The organism is Streptomyces sp. NPDC048650 (assembly GCF_043199095.1).
GTDB lineage: Bacteria > Actinomycetota > Actinomycetes > Streptomycetales > Streptomycetaceae > Streptomyces.
Window position 1 is genome coordinate 436182 of sequence record NZ_JBICVM010000007.1, and the last position, 14781, is coordinate 450962.

General features: G+C 70.5%; 14 protein-coding genes. 8 read left to right on the top strand and 6 right to left on the bottom strand.

The window, feature by feature from the left end:
* Positions 1 to 93: 93 nt before the first annotated feature.
* Positions 94 to 318, bottom strand: coding sequence for a hypothetical protein (locus tag ACGFML_RS22515; protein WP_393546259.1), 225 nt, complete (start codon positions 316 to 318; stop codon positions 94 to 96).
* Positions 319 to 595: 277 nt separating this feature from the next.
* Here ACGFML_RS22515 and ACGFML_RS22520 point away from each other — a divergent pair, with 277 nt between their 5' ends.
* On the top strand, positions 596 to 760 hold the full coding sequence (locus ACGFML_RS22520) for a GntR family transcriptional regulator (RefSeq protein WP_393546417.1): 165 nt from the start codon (positions 596 to 598) through the stop codon (positions 758 to 760).
* Positions 761 to 815: 55 nt separating this feature from the next.
* On the opposite strand, the gene ACGFML_RS22525 is transcribed toward ACGFML_RS22520, so the two are convergent.
* Complete coding sequence (locus ACGFML_RS22525) at positions 816 to 1991, bottom strand: protein-L-isoaspartate(D-aspartate) O-methyltransferase (protein WP_393546260.1); 1176 nt, start codon at positions 1989 to 1991, stop codon at positions 816 to 818.
* 1173 nt (positions 1992 to 3164) lie between these two features.
* On the bottom strand, positions 3165 to 3464 hold the full coding sequence (locus tag ACGFML_RS22530; RefSeq protein WP_393546262.1) for a hypothetical protein: 300 nt from the start codon (positions 3462 to 3464) through the stop codon (positions 3165 to 3167).
* A 106-nt stretch (positions 3465 to 3570) separates the two neighbouring features.
* Here ACGFML_RS22530 and ACGFML_RS22535 point away from each other — a divergent pair, with 106 nt between their 5' ends.
* The 3 genes from ACGFML_RS22535 to ACGFML_RS22545 all read left to right on the top strand — a co-directional run bounded on the left by ACGFML_RS22535 (position 3571) and on the right by ACGFML_RS22545 (position 5650).
* Positions 3571 to 4401, top strand: a complete 831-nt coding sequence (locus ACGFML_RS22535) for a Scr1 family TA system antitoxin-like transcriptional regulator (RefSeq protein ID WP_393546419.1) — start codon at positions 3571 to 3573, stop codon at positions 4399 to 4401.
* Positions 4398 to 4595, top strand: coding sequence for a DUF397 domain-containing protein (locus tag ACGFML_RS22540; RefSeq protein WP_393546264.1), 198 nt, complete (start codon positions 4398 to 4400; stop codon positions 4593 to 4595). Before ACGFML_RS22535 ends, ACGFML_RS22540 begins: the two co-directional genes overlap by 4 nt.
* Before the next feature lie 251 nt (positions 4596 to 4846).
* Positions 4847 to 5650: an exodeoxyribonuclease III gene (locus ACGFML_RS22545; RefSeq protein WP_393546265.1), complete on the top strand. Its 804-nt coding sequence runs from the start codon at positions 4847 to 4849 to the stop codon at positions 5648 to 5650.
* A gap of 119 nt (positions 5651 to 5769) precedes the next feature.
* Here the strand turns inward: ACGFML_RS22545 and ACGFML_RS22550 are convergent, their stop codons facing one another.
* Together ACGFML_RS22550 and ACGFML_RS22555 are read right to left on the bottom strand one after the other, a co-directional pair.
* Positions 5770 to 6318, bottom strand: coding sequence for a hypothetical protein (locus ACGFML_RS22550; protein WP_393546267.1), 549 nt, complete (start codon positions 6316 to 6318; stop codon positions 5770 to 5772).
* A 273-nt stretch (positions 6319 to 6591) separates the two neighbouring features.
* The gene (locus ACGFML_RS22555; protein WP_393546421.1) at positions 6592 to 7326 is read right to left on the bottom strand and encodes a MerR family transcriptional regulator; all 735 of its coding nucleotides are present in this window, start codon (positions 7324 to 7326) and stop codon (positions 6592 to 6594) included.
* Positions 7327 to 7635: 309 nt separating this feature from the next.
* Between ACGFML_RS22555 and ACGFML_RS22560 the strand changes: the two genes are divergently transcribed.
* From ACGFML_RS22560 to ACGFML_RS22575, 4 genes are all read left to right on the top strand, one after another.
* Positions 7636 to 9159: a flavin-containing monooxygenase gene (locus tag ACGFML_RS22560; protein ID WP_393546423.1), complete on the top strand. Its 1524-nt coding sequence runs from the start codon at positions 7636 to 7638 to the stop codon at positions 9157 to 9159.
* On the top strand, positions 9156 to 10142 hold the full coding sequence (locus tag ACGFML_RS22565) for an alpha/beta fold hydrolase (protein WP_393546269.1): 987 nt from the start codon (positions 9156 to 9158) through the stop codon (positions 10140 to 10142). The genes ACGFML_RS22560 and ACGFML_RS22565 overlap by 4 nt, the downstream gene beginning before the upstream one ends.
* Positions 10139 to 11020, top strand: a complete 882-nt coding sequence (locus tag ACGFML_RS22570; protein ID WP_393546271.1) for an SDR family oxidoreductase — start codon at positions 10139 to 10141, stop codon at positions 11018 to 11020. Before ACGFML_RS22565 ends, ACGFML_RS22570 begins: the two co-directional genes overlap by 4 nt.
* A 121-nt stretch (positions 11021 to 11141) precedes the next feature.
* Positions 11142 to 11324, top strand: a complete 183-nt coding sequence (locus ACGFML_RS22575; RefSeq protein WP_393546273.1) for a hypothetical protein — start codon at positions 11142 to 11144, stop codon at positions 11322 to 11324.
* A 126-nt stretch (positions 11325 to 11450) separates the two neighbouring features.
* On the opposite strand, the gene ACGFML_RS22580 is transcribed toward ACGFML_RS22575, so the two are convergent.
* Positions 11451 to 14765: a S41 family peptidase gene (locus ACGFML_RS22580; protein ID WP_393546425.1), complete on the bottom strand. Its 3315-nt coding sequence runs from the start codon at positions 14763 to 14765 to the stop codon at positions 11451 to 11453.
* Positions 14766 to 14781: the final 16 nt, after the last annotated feature.

Consider the following 14781-nt stretch of genomic DNA (forward strand, 5'->3'; position numbering starts at 1 on the left):
GCGATGCCGCCTCAGGGCCTAAGTCCCATGCAGCCTCAAGACACTTGATGAGGAAGGGGCGATTGCCCCGAGAAGGCCCGCCGTCGGGAGCAGCTACTTGAGGTGCGGGACGTCCATCGACCCGAAGGCGGTTCCGACATCCTGTCCCTTGTTCCACTGCCTCAAGGCCTCGTCGACCTCGCCGGCGGTGACGCTGTCGGCGTCCGGGGATTCCTTGCGCGCCTTTTCGAGCGCCGCGCCGGTGGTCATCCTGCCCTGTGTCATGGAGCTGATGGCCGTGGTGATGATCGCCGCCAGTTGTTCCTTCTTCGTTGCCATGGCGCAGCCTCTTCCTGGTTGCTCAGCGTTCTTGGTCAACCACCCAGGGGAGTCGCTCGCCGCCTGCTGCGACCATGCAGGTGGCACCGGTCTTTCGTGTCCGGACTCCACAGAGCTATGCATAGCTCGACAGAGCTTTCGAGTCTTATGGGGTGCTCTGGCTTGGGGGGATGCGCGTACCGGAGTTCGCCCCGCAGCCGTCCCAGGTGCTGTATGTCGCCGTGGCTGATCACGTGACAGTGCGAATCGCTGCGGGTGACCTCAAGCCGGGTGTCGTCTGTCGGCCGAACGGGATCTAGCCGCCGAGCACGGCGTTTCCTACGTCACGATGCGCCGCGCGATGGCTGTACTTCGAGAGTGCGAACTCATCCAGACCGTTCACGGGCGAGGAATGTTCATCGCTGACCCGCTCCCCCCAGATCACACCGATACGCCGGCGTAAGTGCACGCGAATCCCCGTCCATCTGCCGTGGAAGTGGCAGATGGACGGGGCGCTGTCAGACGGTCCAGGAGTCAGTCGGGTCGTCCAGCCACGCGGATTGCCCTTCCGCTGTCACGGTGAGCCCGAACCGCTCGTGTCCTGGCCTGGATTTCTCTTCCCACCATCGATAGGCGGCTTCCGCTTCATCCCACAGCCGGCGGGGGCCGGACTGCCAGACGCGGGCCGCTTCGCCATCGCGAAACCAGACGCACCCCCATGAGCGATCGGTCATGCCGTACAACCAGACGGGTCGCCCGCCATCGCGTTTCTCGGCAATGACATGCAGGCAGTTGGGTACGCGGAGACCGAGGGCGAACCGTTGGGGAGTGAACTGTCCCCCAACGAACTCAGCTTCCGTGATCGTCGTGGACGTTTCGTCACCATCGGCGACACTGCCCGGCACGTAGTCCTTATGGATCACGGGCGGCACTCGTTGTGCCCGCAGCCTCATGAATTCGACGGGCCCGGCGAACTGTCCGGATGCGCTTTCCCCGTCTGGCGCGACGACCAGGCGGGCGACGGCGTCAGCGTTGCTGTAATGCGTCCCCCACGGGGCCACGATGATCCCGCCCGGCTCGCACTGCTCCACCCATGCGAAAGGGATGGAGCGGAGGCCACATGTGGCGATGACGCGGTGGAACGGCGCCCCCTCGGGGTAGCCCTGGAAACCGTCGCCGTGGACAACGCGGACGCAGTTGCCGAATCGCTCCGCTGTCGCGCGTGCCGCGTCTGCGAGAGTCTTGTCCACTTCCATGGTGGTGACATTGCCCCGCCCGGTGCGGTGCGCCATGAGCAAGGCATTCCACAGTGTTGCGGTGCCGATCTCCAGCGCACGATGTCCGGGGCGGAGGTCCAGGGCCTGAAGCATCGGGAACACGACACTCGGCATGGATGCGGAACTGGTGGGAACGTGGCCGGGGTCGGTGCCGGCGTGCTTCCCGTCGTCCCACTGAGTGACGATCGGTACGTCGGAGTCCGCGTACTCCTGCCACTTGTCGGGGTCGTCCGCTTTGGACACGGCCACGCTCCGGCCGGCCTCCATGTCGAATGGCCACATGAGGTCGGGCAGGACGCTGGAGCGGGGAACGGCCGCGTACGTGGGGGCCCAGTCGGAGGAGAGGGCCCCGGAAGACATGAGGGCACGCCCCAGCCTGTCCAGGCTGGGGCGCTCCTTGTGTGCGTCGGTGGTCACTCAGGCAGCCTTGGGCGGGTTCGGCTGACCCGGTCCACCGTCGGGGGACGGGGGCTGATGCGGGCCGGGGTACGGCTCACCAGGGAGCTTGTCGCCACCATCGTTCTGAAGTGCTGCGTTCACGCTTCTCCTCTTGAGGTTCCGGCACAGAGTCTTTCCCTGTGCCGTCGGGCTACCCGCTCCCGTCACGAGGCGCAACGTCCGTCCTCTGAGCGGGGGTTGTGCCCGCCCCTCTGCCAGGTTCGTTCCGCTGGAGGGGGCGGAGTCCATGAAAGGGGTCCGCTGAAACATGCCGTAAAACCATGGTGGCGGCGCGTTCTTTCGGCGCCACCACTTCCCACCTCAGTCCGGAATGCACGCCTCGTGAACGTTCTTGTGGCCATGGCGCAGATCGCACCTCACCCACTTCGGCACCCCTTGAGGTAGGGGGTGGTTCTCTCCCCTTTGTAAGACGCGTGCCTTGGACGAGCACTGCCTACGATTCATCCGGCAGCCTCTTAAAGCCGTGAACGTTTTGCCGCTGCCTTCTCATGAGGCGGTCTCAAGGACGCGAGCGGGGCCGGCACTGATTCGGAGTGATGCAAGGGTGGTTGCGGGGGCGGGGCGGCGGTGGCCGGGCAGATCTGCGCGCAGGCGACTGCCCGCTCGTGGGTGCGGTGGTACGGACGAACGGGGTGGATTTCTTGCGCGCCGAGGGGGCCGAGCCAGGTAAGGGAGTGGTCCGGCCGGAGGTCGCGGCGATAGGTCGCACACGTTGTCGGTTCCTTCGCTGTGGGGGCTGGGCGCCCCAGGGCGGCAGAGCTGGTTAGGGCTTCTTGACGCAGGCGAGACACGGCGTCCGGCCGTCGCGCTCCGCCTTGCTTCGGGATACCACGGTCACCTCTGGCGCGGGGCTGGCTCGGCCGAGGGTGTAGCAGCTGTCTACGGCGTGGTAGGGCTCTCCCTTGCCGCTGGCGACGAAGACCGGGCCATCGGGGGTTGGGCGCTGACCCACCCCGCTCCCAGGACTGCGAAGGGGGGAGCCTCGGGTGTCGGATTGGGGGCGGGGCGGGAACTCAGGGGCGGGCGGGCTGGGGTGGATCACGAGCGTCACGCCGTGCTCCGCGCAGTAGTACGCCCATCTGCTCAGCCGCTCCATGTCGTGAGTGGCCACGGAGGGACAGCGCACAGGCTCTACCACTTCCGGCCGGTGTACTTGCCCGCATCGGAGCCGCTGGACGATTCCTGGTTCTTCTTGCGGTTCTTTTCGCTCACGTCGGCAGTGCTGCCGGCCTCCAGGATCGTCGCGAGACGGATCACCTGTGAGAGCGACAACGCCGGGATACGAACGCGGTTGATCTTGACGCCCTCGACAACGTCGCTCGTCACGATCGACGGCTCGGCGTCGAATCCGGCGCGCCGCAGCGCATCGTCCAGGCGTAGACGTAGGTCGTTTGTGGCCTGATGGGGTGTCCGAATCATCGGGGCAGCCATGGGCCCGCTCCTCTCCGTAGTGATTCCACTACCAGGAGGATTCAGCGTGGCCTACAGTCAACGTGTCTTCAACTTGCGGGACTTGCTTGGGGAGTTGAACGCCGAGATGGTGAACCGTAAAGAGCTGGATGCCGAGGAGTCGCCGAGTGCGCGGTTCGGGCAGCTTTTACGCAGGCTGCGGGACGAACGCGGCTGGACACAGGATGAGCTGGCGGAGCGCATGGGGTGCTCCGGCACGCATATTTCCGCCGTCGAAACTGGTCGACGCCCTCCAACTCCCCGTTTCGCGGCGAGTGCTGACAAGATCTTCGGCACCGGCGACCGACTCGAACGCCAGAGCCGGGCGGTTCGCCACACGGCACTACTGGAGGGCTTTCCGGAGTACGTCACGCACGAAGCACGGGCGGCGGAAATCCGGCTGTACGAAGTGGGCGTGGTCCCTGGTCTGCTCCAGACGCCGGAGTATGCGGCAACTCTGGAAGCCGACGCAGTGCGGCGGGAAGCCATCACCCCGGAACAAGCCGAAGAACGGGTGGGGCTGGTGACGCGAAGGCAAGCCACGCTGGCCCGCAACCCGTCACCCTTGATTCTTGCGGTGCTTGACGAGAGTTGCGTTCGCCGGCCGATGGGTGATCCCACCATCATGAATGCCCAGTTTGAACGATTGCTGAAGTTCGCCGATCGACCGAACACCGTTCTACAGGTCGCACCGTTCTCTATGGGCGCGCGGCGACCGTTCACCCTGCCCGTGACCGTGCTCACCATGCCGGATCGCTCGATCATGTCGTACGCCGAGTCCGCGCAACGGGGGCACCTCGAACGGGAAAGCGCTTTCGTGCTGCCCATACTGACGGCCTACCATCAGTTGCAGGCCGAAGCGCTGTCCCAGGCGGCATCCGTGGCCATGATCGAAGAGCTTCGAAAGGGTTCCCCGTGACAACCGAATCCCTCCGCTGGTTCAAGTCTTCCTACAGCGGCAACGGCGGACAGTGCATCGAGTGGGCACCGGAGCACGCGGCGGCCACTGGTGTGGTCAAGGTCCGTGACAGCAAGAATCCGAACGGCCCGCACCTCACACTGACGCACGAGGGGTTCGCCGGGCTCGTGGAGTTCGCCAAGTACTACGGGTGACTCCTCCCCTGATGACCCCGAGTGACCGGCCCTCGCAAGCGGCGGGGGCCGTTGTCATGGGGTGCTTCGGTCACCGGTGCCGGGGTGGCCACGGTGGCTTGGCAGCGGTGCGGCCCAGGAACGCAAGAACGCACCTCGCCCGCGCGCGGCCGTGGAAGGTCGGGGGCGGGGGCGTCGTGATCAAGGGTGGACTTTCCATGGTGAACGGGTGCGCGGCGCGACGAGGTGCGGGGGATGGGTATCGTGCCCGGATGCTCACCGTGACGTCTGTGAATGTGAACGGGCTGCGCGCCGCGGCCAAGAAGGGCTTCGTGCCGTGGCTGGCGGGGACCGAGTCCCAGGTGGTGTGCCTGCAGGAGGTACGTGCCGAGGCCGCGCAGCTGCCCGACGACGTCCGCGATCCCGAGGGCTGGCACGCCGTGCACGCCCCGGCCGCGGCCAAGGGTCGGGCCGGCGTCGCGCTCTACACGCGGCGGGAGCCGGAGCGGGTGCGGGTGGGTTTCGGCTCCGCGGAGTTCGACGACAGCGGGCGCTATGTCGAGGCCGACCTGCCCGGGGTGACCGTCGCCAGCCTCTACCTGCCCTCCGGCGAGGTCGGCACCGAGCGCCAGGACGAGAAGGAACGCTTCCTGGCGGAGTTTCTCCCCTACCTCGTCGACCTGCGCAAACGCTCCGCCGCCGACGGCCGCGAGGTCGTGGTCTGCGGCGACTGGAACATCGCCCACCAGGAGGCCGACCTCAAGAACTGGAAGGCCAACCAGAAGAAGTCCGGCTTCCTCCCGGAGGAGCGCGCCTGGCTGACCGGCGTCCTGGACGAGACCCGCGGCGGCTATGTGGACGTCGTCCGCGCCCTGCACCCGGGCACCGAGGGCCCGTACTCGTGGTGGTCCTACCGCGGCCGGGCCTTCGACAACGACGCGGGATGGCGCATCGACTACCACATGGCCACGCCGGGCCTGGCGCAGCGGGCGGTGAAGGCGTACGTGGAGCGGGCGGCGAGCTATGACCAGCGATGGTCGGATCATGCGCCGGTGACGGTGGTGTACGACCGGTAAAGGGCGATGCGGCCCCATCGGGAAGAGCCCGATGGAGCCACGTTGCCACCGCACCGCGAGGGCCGGACGGTGCCGTTTCGTTTCGCGGTGAGCAGTTCGCCGCTCGGGGTGCCCCCGTCCTACGCGTTGTCGCCCCGACCCAGTCGTACGCAGCCCCATGTGCCTGCCGCGACGACCAGCGCTGCCAGGCCGCCGATTGTCCCTCCGTACGCGCCCGGCTCCAGGTCCACTTCCATGTCCTCCATCGGACCGGCTACGCCCTTGGGGTCGTACAGCACGCGCAGCCTGTCGCCCGGCTCGACCCGTTCCGCCTCGCAGCCGTCGCCCTGCGACAGCTGAGGTGAGATCTCCCGGCCGTCGCGGGTGCGGAGCGTGCACTTGTCGGTCTTGTGGTTCTCGACCTCGACCACGACGGCCTCGGTCCACCGGCCTCGTTTCTCCAGTGCCCGCTCGTCGCCGGCCCCTTGGGTGGTGATCGCCAGCCCGACTGCGGCAATGACGGCAACGGCGAGCGCGAAGGCGGCCGGTTTCGGCTGCTTCTTGTGCGGGATGCGGCGGAGCAGGAGGGCCGGCACCAGGGCGAGCGCCACGGGTATCAGCAGCACGGAGGTGAGCCGGCCCGTGCCGCTCAGCAGGGTCGGCAGTGGGACCACCGGCGCGAACCACATCAGGGCCACCGAGGCCGCAGCGCACGCGCTGTGGAACAGAAACCAGTGAAGGGGGCTCGTACGGCGTCGCGGAGGGGCGTTCTCGGCCGGCTGGGCCGCTCGGTCGGATCCTGCCGCGAGCCCGTGTGTGCCCTTGTCCCCCGCCATGCGCTCCCTCGCCCTCTCCGTCTACGTCGGCCTGTTGGCCGACGAGCGTACGGGGTGCGGAATCCAGGCTGATCGGCGAGGTCTTGTGAGGTGAGTTCCCCGTGCCCGGCCGGCGGACGCCGCCGCTCAGTCCTGTCGCTCGGCGCAGGCCCGCAACCACTCGTCGATCTCCGCGCGGACGTGGCGGTCCATCGCCATGGAGACCTCGGCCTCGACGACGCCCTTGGACAGGGGGCGGAGCTCTTCGATGGTCTCGGCTATCCGGGCCACCTCGTGGGGGGCGGGCGGGCGGCCGTCGGCGGTGTGCGCCAGGACGTCGGTGAGAACGTGGGTGCGGATCAGGTTGCAGAAGAGTTCGGCCAGCGCGTCGGCGTGGGTGCGGACCTGGCGGCCGGCTTCCAGGACGGCGGCCAGCGGGATGCCTTTGCCGACGAGTTCGGTGGAGGCGTCCAGGAGGCGGCGGCTGATGTGGACGAACTCGTCGCCGTCGACGGCGAGATAGCCGATGTCCAGGGAGGTGGTGAGGTTCTCGGGGGTGATGTCGTCGCTGAAGTGGTCGGCCAGTTCCTCGGGCGTCAGCCGGACCGGGGTCTCCTCGGACCATGGGGTGACGAGCGTGGTGTCCAGGCCGAGGAGTTCGCCGACGTCGCGTCCGTTGTCGAAGGCGGTGAGGAGCTCGCCGATGCCGCCGAGGGTGTGGCCGCGCTCCAGGAGGGCGCCGATGGTGTGCAGGCGGGCGAGATGGTGCTCGTTGTACCAGGCGATGCGGCCCTCACGGCGCGGTGCCGGGATGAGTTTGCGCTCGCGGTAGAAGCGCAGCGTGCGGACCGTGATGCCGGCCTCCTCGGCCAGGTCGGCCATGCGGAATTCGCGCGGGGACGACGAGGGGAGGGCGTCGCGTGCCTCGGGCGCGCCGGTGGCCGGGCCCGCCTTCCTGCTTCCGTGTCGGTGCCCGTTCGCCGTCTCGTGCTCGTTCGCTGCCACCCGTTCACCCTATGCCGGGACGAGGCCGCCGCGGCGAGGTGCGACCGGCGGTAACTTCCTGGTGCCCACCCCCTACCGCTCGGTACGGAGCTGGCCTACTCTCCCATCAGGCGATCGCGCCAGTAATTGCTGGCGCGGTTGGTGTGAAGACTGGTGCAGGTGACGTCGAACTCGGGAGGCGGCGGGATGGCCGAGCGTGAGCACGTGCGGGTGGCGGTGATCGGATCGGGCTTCGGTGGCCTGGGGGCGGCCGTACGGCTGCGCCGCCAGGGGATCACCGACTTCGTGGTCCTGGAGCGGGCCGATGCGGTGGGTGGCACCTGGCGGGACAACAGCTATCCGGGATGCGCGTGCGATGTGCCGTCGCATCTGTATTCGTTCTCCTTCGCGCCCAACCCGGAGTGGCCGCGGAACTTCTCCGGGCAGCCGCACATCCGCGCGTACCTGGAGCGGGTCGCCGACACCTTCGGGCTGCGGCCGCACCTCCGCCTCAACTCCGAGGTGCGCGGCCTGCGATGGGACGGCGACGCGCTGCGCTGGGAGGTCGATACGGCGAGCGGGGCGCTGACGGCCGACGTGGTGGTCTCGGCGACCGGGCCGCTCTCGGACCCGAAGCTCCCCGATGTGCCGGGGCTGGACACCTTCCCCGGCAAGGTCTTCCACTCCGCGCGCTGGGACCACGACTACGACCTGCGGGGCAAGCGCGTCGCGATGATCGGCACCGGGGCGTCGGCGATCCAGATCGTGCCGGCCATCCAGCCCGAGGTGGACCGGCTCACCGTCTTCCAGCGCACGCCCCCCTGGGTCATGCCGCGCGCCGACCGCAAGATCACCGGTGCGGAGCGCTGGCTGCACGGCAAGGTGCCCGCGACCCGCGCGCTGCGCCGCCGGCTGCTGTGGGGCATCCGGGAGCTCCAGGTCAGCGCCTTCACCAAGCGGCCCAACGAGCTCGGCCTGATCGAGGCCCTCGCCAAGGCCCATATGCGCAAGGCCATCAAGGACCCGGCGACGCGGGCCCGGCTCACCCCGGACTACCGCATCGGCTGCAAGCGGATCCTGCTGTCCAACAGCTGGTACCCGGCGCTCGCCCGGCCCAATGTCGACGTGGTCCCCTCCGGGCTCAAGGAGATCCGCGGCAACACGCTGATCGCCTCGGACGGTACGCAGACCGAGGTCGACGCGATCATCTTCGGCACCGGCTTCCACGTCACGGACATGCCCATCGCCCAGCGGGTGACCGGTGCATCGGGCACCACCCTCGCCGAGGAGTGGAAGGGCGGCATGGAGGCGCTGCGCGGCTCCACCGCCGCCGGCTTCCCCAATTTCCTCACCATCATCGGGCCCAACACCGGCCTCGGGAACAGCTCGATGATCCTGATGATCGAGGCGCAGCTGAACTACATGGCCGACTTCATGCGTCAGCTCGACGTCCTCGGCGGGCGGATCGCGCTCAGCGCCCGGCCGTCCGCGGTGCAGGAGTGGAATCGCGGGGTCCAGCAGCGCATGGAGCGCACGGTGTGGAACACCGGCGGCTGCGACAGCTGGTACCTGGATGCGAACGGCCGCAACACGACCGTCTGGCCGGGGACGACGGCGGAGTTCCGCCGGGTGACCCAGCAGGTGGATCTCGCCGAGTACGAGGTGCTGCGGCCGCCGGCCGGGACGGACGGCACATCCGGCGACCGGCTCGCCGAGGAGGTGGCCGCATGAGCCGCCCCGCGCACCTGACCACCGGGGCGTACGCACCGCCCGTGCCGCGCAAGGCGCTGACCGTCACCTCCGACGACGGGGCGCGGCTGTACGCCGAGATCCACGGGCCCGAGGGCGCCCCCGCCGTCGTCCTCGCCCACGGCTGGACCTGCTCGACCGCCTTCTGGGCCCCGGTCGTCCGCGACCTCGCCGCCGAGCACACGGTGGTCGTCTACGACCAGCGCGGACACGGGCGCAGCCCGGCGGTGGGCGCGGCGGGGTACGGCACCCACGCCCTCGCCGACGACCTCGTCGCGGTGCTGGAGGCGACGCTGGACGGCGACGCACGCGCCGTGATCGGCGGCCACTCCATGGGCGGCATGACGATCATGGCCGCCGCCGAACGCCCGCAGCTGCGCGAGCGGGCCGCCGCCGCGCTGCTGTGCAGCACCGGCAGCTCGGAACTGGCCGCGGAATCGCGGGTCTTCCCGCTCCGCAGCCCGCAGGGCCGCCGCCGCGCGCACCGTCTGATGCTGGGCTCGCGCGCCCCGCTCGGCCCCGTGTCACCCGCCACCAAATGGGCCCTGCGGTACGCCACCATGGGTGCCGGCGCCACCGCCGAGCAGATCGAGGCGTGCGCGCGGATCGTGCACGGCTGCCCGGCGGGCGTGCGGGCCCGGTGGGGCAAGGTGCTGGCGGGTCTCGAACTGACCGGCCAGGTGGCCCGGTTGGACGTGCCGACGGCCGTCCTCGCGGGCACCACCGACCGGCTCACGCCCCTCGCGCACGCCCGCCGGCTGGCCTCGGTGCTGCCCGACTGCCGCGGCGTGACCGAGCTGCCCGGCCTGGGACACATGACCCCCATCGAGGACCCGGGCGCGGTCGCCGGCCGGCTGCGCGAACTCGTACGGGACCACCTGATCGCCGGCGCGCCGGAGAACGGGGGCGCCGCATCGGCTCCCGCCGCGCGTGGCAAGCGGCAGAAGAAGGAGAAGACGGCGTGAGTGCAAGCAGGAAGCTGGACGGGCAGGTCGTGGTCGTGACCGGTGCGGCGCGCGGGGTCGGTGCGCTGCTGGCCCGCAAGCTGTCGGCGCGCGGGGCGACGCTGGCGCTGGTCGGGCTGGAGCCGGACGAGATGCGGGAGGTCGCGGCCTCGCTGCACGGCCCGGCGCACCACTGGCACGCCGATGTCACCGACCACGAGGCGATGGCCCGGGTCGCGGGCGAGGTCAAGGACCGCTTCGGCAAGGTCGACGCGGTCGTCGCCAACGCCGGGGTGGCCACCGGCGGACCGTTCGTCGACTCGGACCCGGTGGCGTGGAAGCGCGTCATCGAGGTCAACCTGATAGGCGGCGCGGTCACCGGGCGCGCCTTCCTGCCCGTACTGATGGAGTCGCGCGGCTACTTCCTGCAGATCGCCTCGCTGGCCGCGATCACACCGGCCCCGATGATGACCGCGTACTGCGCGTCCAAGTCGGGCGTCGAGGCGTTCGCACACAGCCTGCGCGCGGAGGTCGGCTACAGGGGCGTACGGGTCGGCGTCGGCTATCTGAGCTGGACCGACACGGACATGGTGCGCGGCGCCGACCAGGACGACGTGATGCGTGAGCTGCGCTCCCGGCTGCCCTGGCCGTCGAACAAGACCTATCCGCTCGGCCCCGCCGTCGACCGGATCGTGGCGGGCATCGAACGCCGCTCGGCGCATGTCTACGGGCAGTGGTGGCTGCGCGGGATGCAGTCGATCCGCGGCGGTCTGCCCTCGCTCATCGGTTCGGTGGGCCAGCGGGAGATGCGGCGCTTCGGGGACCGGCTGGACGGCATGCGGGTCGGGCTGGTCGGCGCGGGCGGGGAGGCGGACGAGAAGGCCCGGACGGAGCGGTAGCACTCGGCGGCGCGGGAGCCGCTCTCGGACGAGAGCGGCTCCCGTCGGAAATGCGGTGAATGTCCGGCTGTGTAAGGCTGGTCGGGCCCTGTTCCCCGTACCGCGCGTAGGAGTGAGAAGCATGGGTCTCAAGGAGCAGTTCTGGGCGAAGGCCGAGCGGCTCAAGGCCCAGGCGCAGGCACAGGAAGCGATGAACGGCGTCGGTGACGAGGCGGGCGAGCCCGGGGAACCGGGCCGGGGCCGGCCGGGCCGGCGGCAGGACCGGGACGCGAAGGACGAAGCCGAAGGCCCCTTCCAGAGCTGATACTTCCAGAGCCGATACGCCGCCCGCGCACACGCGCGGCGCCCATGCACACGAGGGGGACGCACTCGGTACCGGGTGCGTCCCCCTCGTGTGCGCGCACTTGCGCGTCCCTTGGGCGAGGCGCCCTCACACGGTGCGCGGCGGCAGCTGGGGCCGCTGCCGGTCCGGCACGTCCGACAGGTCCGGGGGCGTCGCGGCCGGGTGCCGCTCCAGCAGCTCCAGCACCGTACGCACCGCGACGCCCAGCTGCGGATGGCGCCCCTCCGCCCAGTGCACGGGTGAGCGCAGCGCCTCGATGTCCACCTCGACGCCGTGGTTCTCCACGCCCCACCCGTAGAGGTTGAACCACGCGGCGTTCATCGGCACGGTGATCGTGGTGCCGTCACCGAGGCGGTGGCGGCCGGTCATCCCCACCACCCCGCCCCAGGTGCGCATGCCCACGACCGGGCCGATGCCCTGGAGCTTGAAGGCCGCGGTGATCATGTCGCCGTCGGAGGACGTCATCTCGTCGGCCACCGCGACCACCGGGCCACGCGGTGCGTTGCTGCTGTACGAGACCGGCTCGGCGTGGCGGGTCAGGTCCCAGCCCATGATGGTGCGGGTCAGCTTCTCGATGACCAGCTCGGAGATGTTGCCGCCCGCGTTGCCCCTGACGTCCACGATCAGCGCGGGCATCGACACCTCCAGCCGCAGATCGCGGTTGAACTGGGCCCAGCCGGAGCCGCCCATGTCGGGGATGTGCAGATAGCCGCATCGGCCGTCGCTCAACTCCCGTACCACCGCCCGGCGTTTGGCGACCCAGTCCTGGTAGCGCAGCGGCCGCTCGTCGATCAGCGGGACCACCGCGATCCGGCGCGCGGGGCCGCCGTTCCCTTCCGCCGGGGCGAACGTCAGCTCGACGGTGGTGCCCCCGGCCGCGGCGAGCAGCGGGAACGGCCCGGCCACCGGGTCGACCGGGCGGCCGTCGACATGGGTGAGCGCGGCGCCCTCGCGGATGCCCGTACCGGCCAGCGGCGAGCGGGCCTTGGGGTCGGAGGACTCACCGGGCAGGATCCGCTGGAGGATCCAGCGCCCGTCCCGGGCGTAGAAGTTGGCGCCGAGCAGGCCGATGGGGCGCTGGTAGTGCGGGGGGCCTTCGTTGCGGCGGGCGCCGGCGACGTAGGCGTGCGAGGTGCCCAGTTCGCCCAGCACCTCGCGCAGCAGATCGGCGAACTCGTCGGGCGAGGCGACCCGTTCGACCAGCGGCCGGTACTGCGCCAGCACCTCGTCCCAGTCGATGCCGCACATCTGCGGCTCCCAGAAGTACGCCTTGGTGAGCCGGCCGGCCTCGTTGAACGCCTGGCGCCACTCCCACTCCGGTTCGACGTCGTGCAGGATGCGCCGCAGGTCCAGGAAGACCGTCGAGTCGGCGTCGGGCGGCTCGGTCGCGGGGACCGCACGCAGATCGCCCTCGTCGTTGACGATCAGCCGGGAGCCGTCGCCGCTGAGCGCGAACGCGTCCAGGGAGCTGGTGAGTTCGGTGCGCCGCGCCTTGGTCAGGTCGAAGTGTTCGAGGGTGGGCCGGCCGGAGGTGTCGGCGGGGTTGGCGAAGGTCTCGCCGAGCGCCCCGGAGATCGGCCAGCGCAACCAGACCAGCCCGCCCCCGGAGACCGGCTCCAGCGACGAGTACTTGGACGCGGCGACCGGGAACGGCGTGACCCGGTTCTCCAGCCCCTCCACCTCCACCAGCACCGGGCCCTCCCCCACGGGCGGGTTCTCCGCCGGGTCCAGCCCGCCCGCCGCCGGCCGCCCCTCCGGTGACAGCGCGAAGGGGGAGGGGGTGGCGGAGGACAGCGGTACGAGATGCGGACGGCAGCCCAGGGGGAAGGAGAGGTCGCCGGTGTGCACGTCGTAGACCGGGTCGAAGCCGCGCCAGGAGAGGAACGCGAGATAGCGGCCGTCGCGGGTGAACACCGGCTGCTCGTCCTCGAAGCGGCCGTTGGTGACGTCCACGACGAGTCGATCGGCCAGCCGGGCCATCTTGATCTGCCGCAGCGTGCGGCCGATGCCCGGGTGCGACCAGGTCAGCCAGCGGGAGTCGGGGGAGAAGGCCAGGTCGCGGACCGGCCCGTTGGCCGAGGTGATCAGCTCGGTGACGTCCCCGGGACGCCCCGGCTCCCCCTCGTCCGCCTCCTGTTCCGGGCGGGTGTCCACCAGCAGCAGTCGGCCGTCGTGCGCGGCCACCGCCACCCGCTCGCCGTCCGGGGCGGAGACGAGCTCGTGGACCCGGCCCAGTTCGCCGGCGGCCAGCCGCACCGGGGGGTGGGCGGCGGTGGCCCGCGGCAGGTCGGAGATCTCGATGGCGTCGTCGCCCTCGGCGTCGGTGACATAGGCGATCCGCCCGGTGGAGCCCAGCATTTCGGGCTGCCGGACCCGGACCCCCGGGACGTCGTGGATCGTGCGGGCCGGGCCGTCGCGGTGGGTGAGCCAGTACAGACTGCCGCGGACACCGACCGCGCTGGCCCGGCCGGTGGCGTCCACCGCGAGCGAGGTGACATGCGCGGCGGCCGGCACCTGATAGGTGCGGCGTCCGGCGCGCGGCCCGCCGAGCTGCACCGCCAGCTTGCGCGGCAGGGCGCCCGGGCTCAGGTCGTCGATCAGCCAGAGGTCGCCGGCGCACTGGTAGACGATGCGCGAACCGTCCGTCGAGGCGTGCCGCGCGTAGAAGTCCGCATGGTCGCTGTGCCGCCGCAGATCCGTGCTGTCCGGGAGGCAGGAGTAGACGTTGGCGATGCCCTCGTGGTCGGAGAGGAAGGCGATCCGGCCGCCCACGAACATCACCGAGTCCAGGTGCCCGTACAGATCCGCCACCAGCCGGGTCCCGTGCAGCCACAGCCGCCCCATCGCGCCGCCCCGGTAGCGCTTCCAGGAGGCGGGCTCGTGCGGCGGCTTGCCGGTGAGCAGCAGGGTGCGGTGCTCCCCGTCGAGATCGGCGACCGCGATGTCGGAGACCGGACCCCAGGGCAGCCGACCCCCGGGACTGCCGTCGGTCGGCAGGCCGTACGCCCACGAGTAGTACGAGAACGGCTGCCCGTGCGAGGAGACGGCGAGGATCTGGGTGGTGCCGTCCTGGTCCGGCGGCGACCAGCCGCAGACGCGGGCGTCCGTGCTGCCCCAGTACGTCAGGCGCCGGGCCGGGCCGCCCTCGACCGGCGTGAGATGGACCTCCGGGTCGAGGCTGCGCCAGGTGGTGAAGGCGATCTGGCGGCCGTCGGGGGAGAAGCGGGGGTGGCCGACGCGGGTGCGGTCGACGGTCAGCCGCCAGGCGCGGCCCGGTTCCTCACCCGGGGGCGCGATCGGCGCCACCCACAGGTCGTCCTCGGCGGCGAAGCACAGCAGATCCCCGTGCAGATGCGGAAACCGCAGGTAGGAGCCGGGCGGCGGGCCCGGCGACGCCGGCATCCGGCGCAGCCGACCG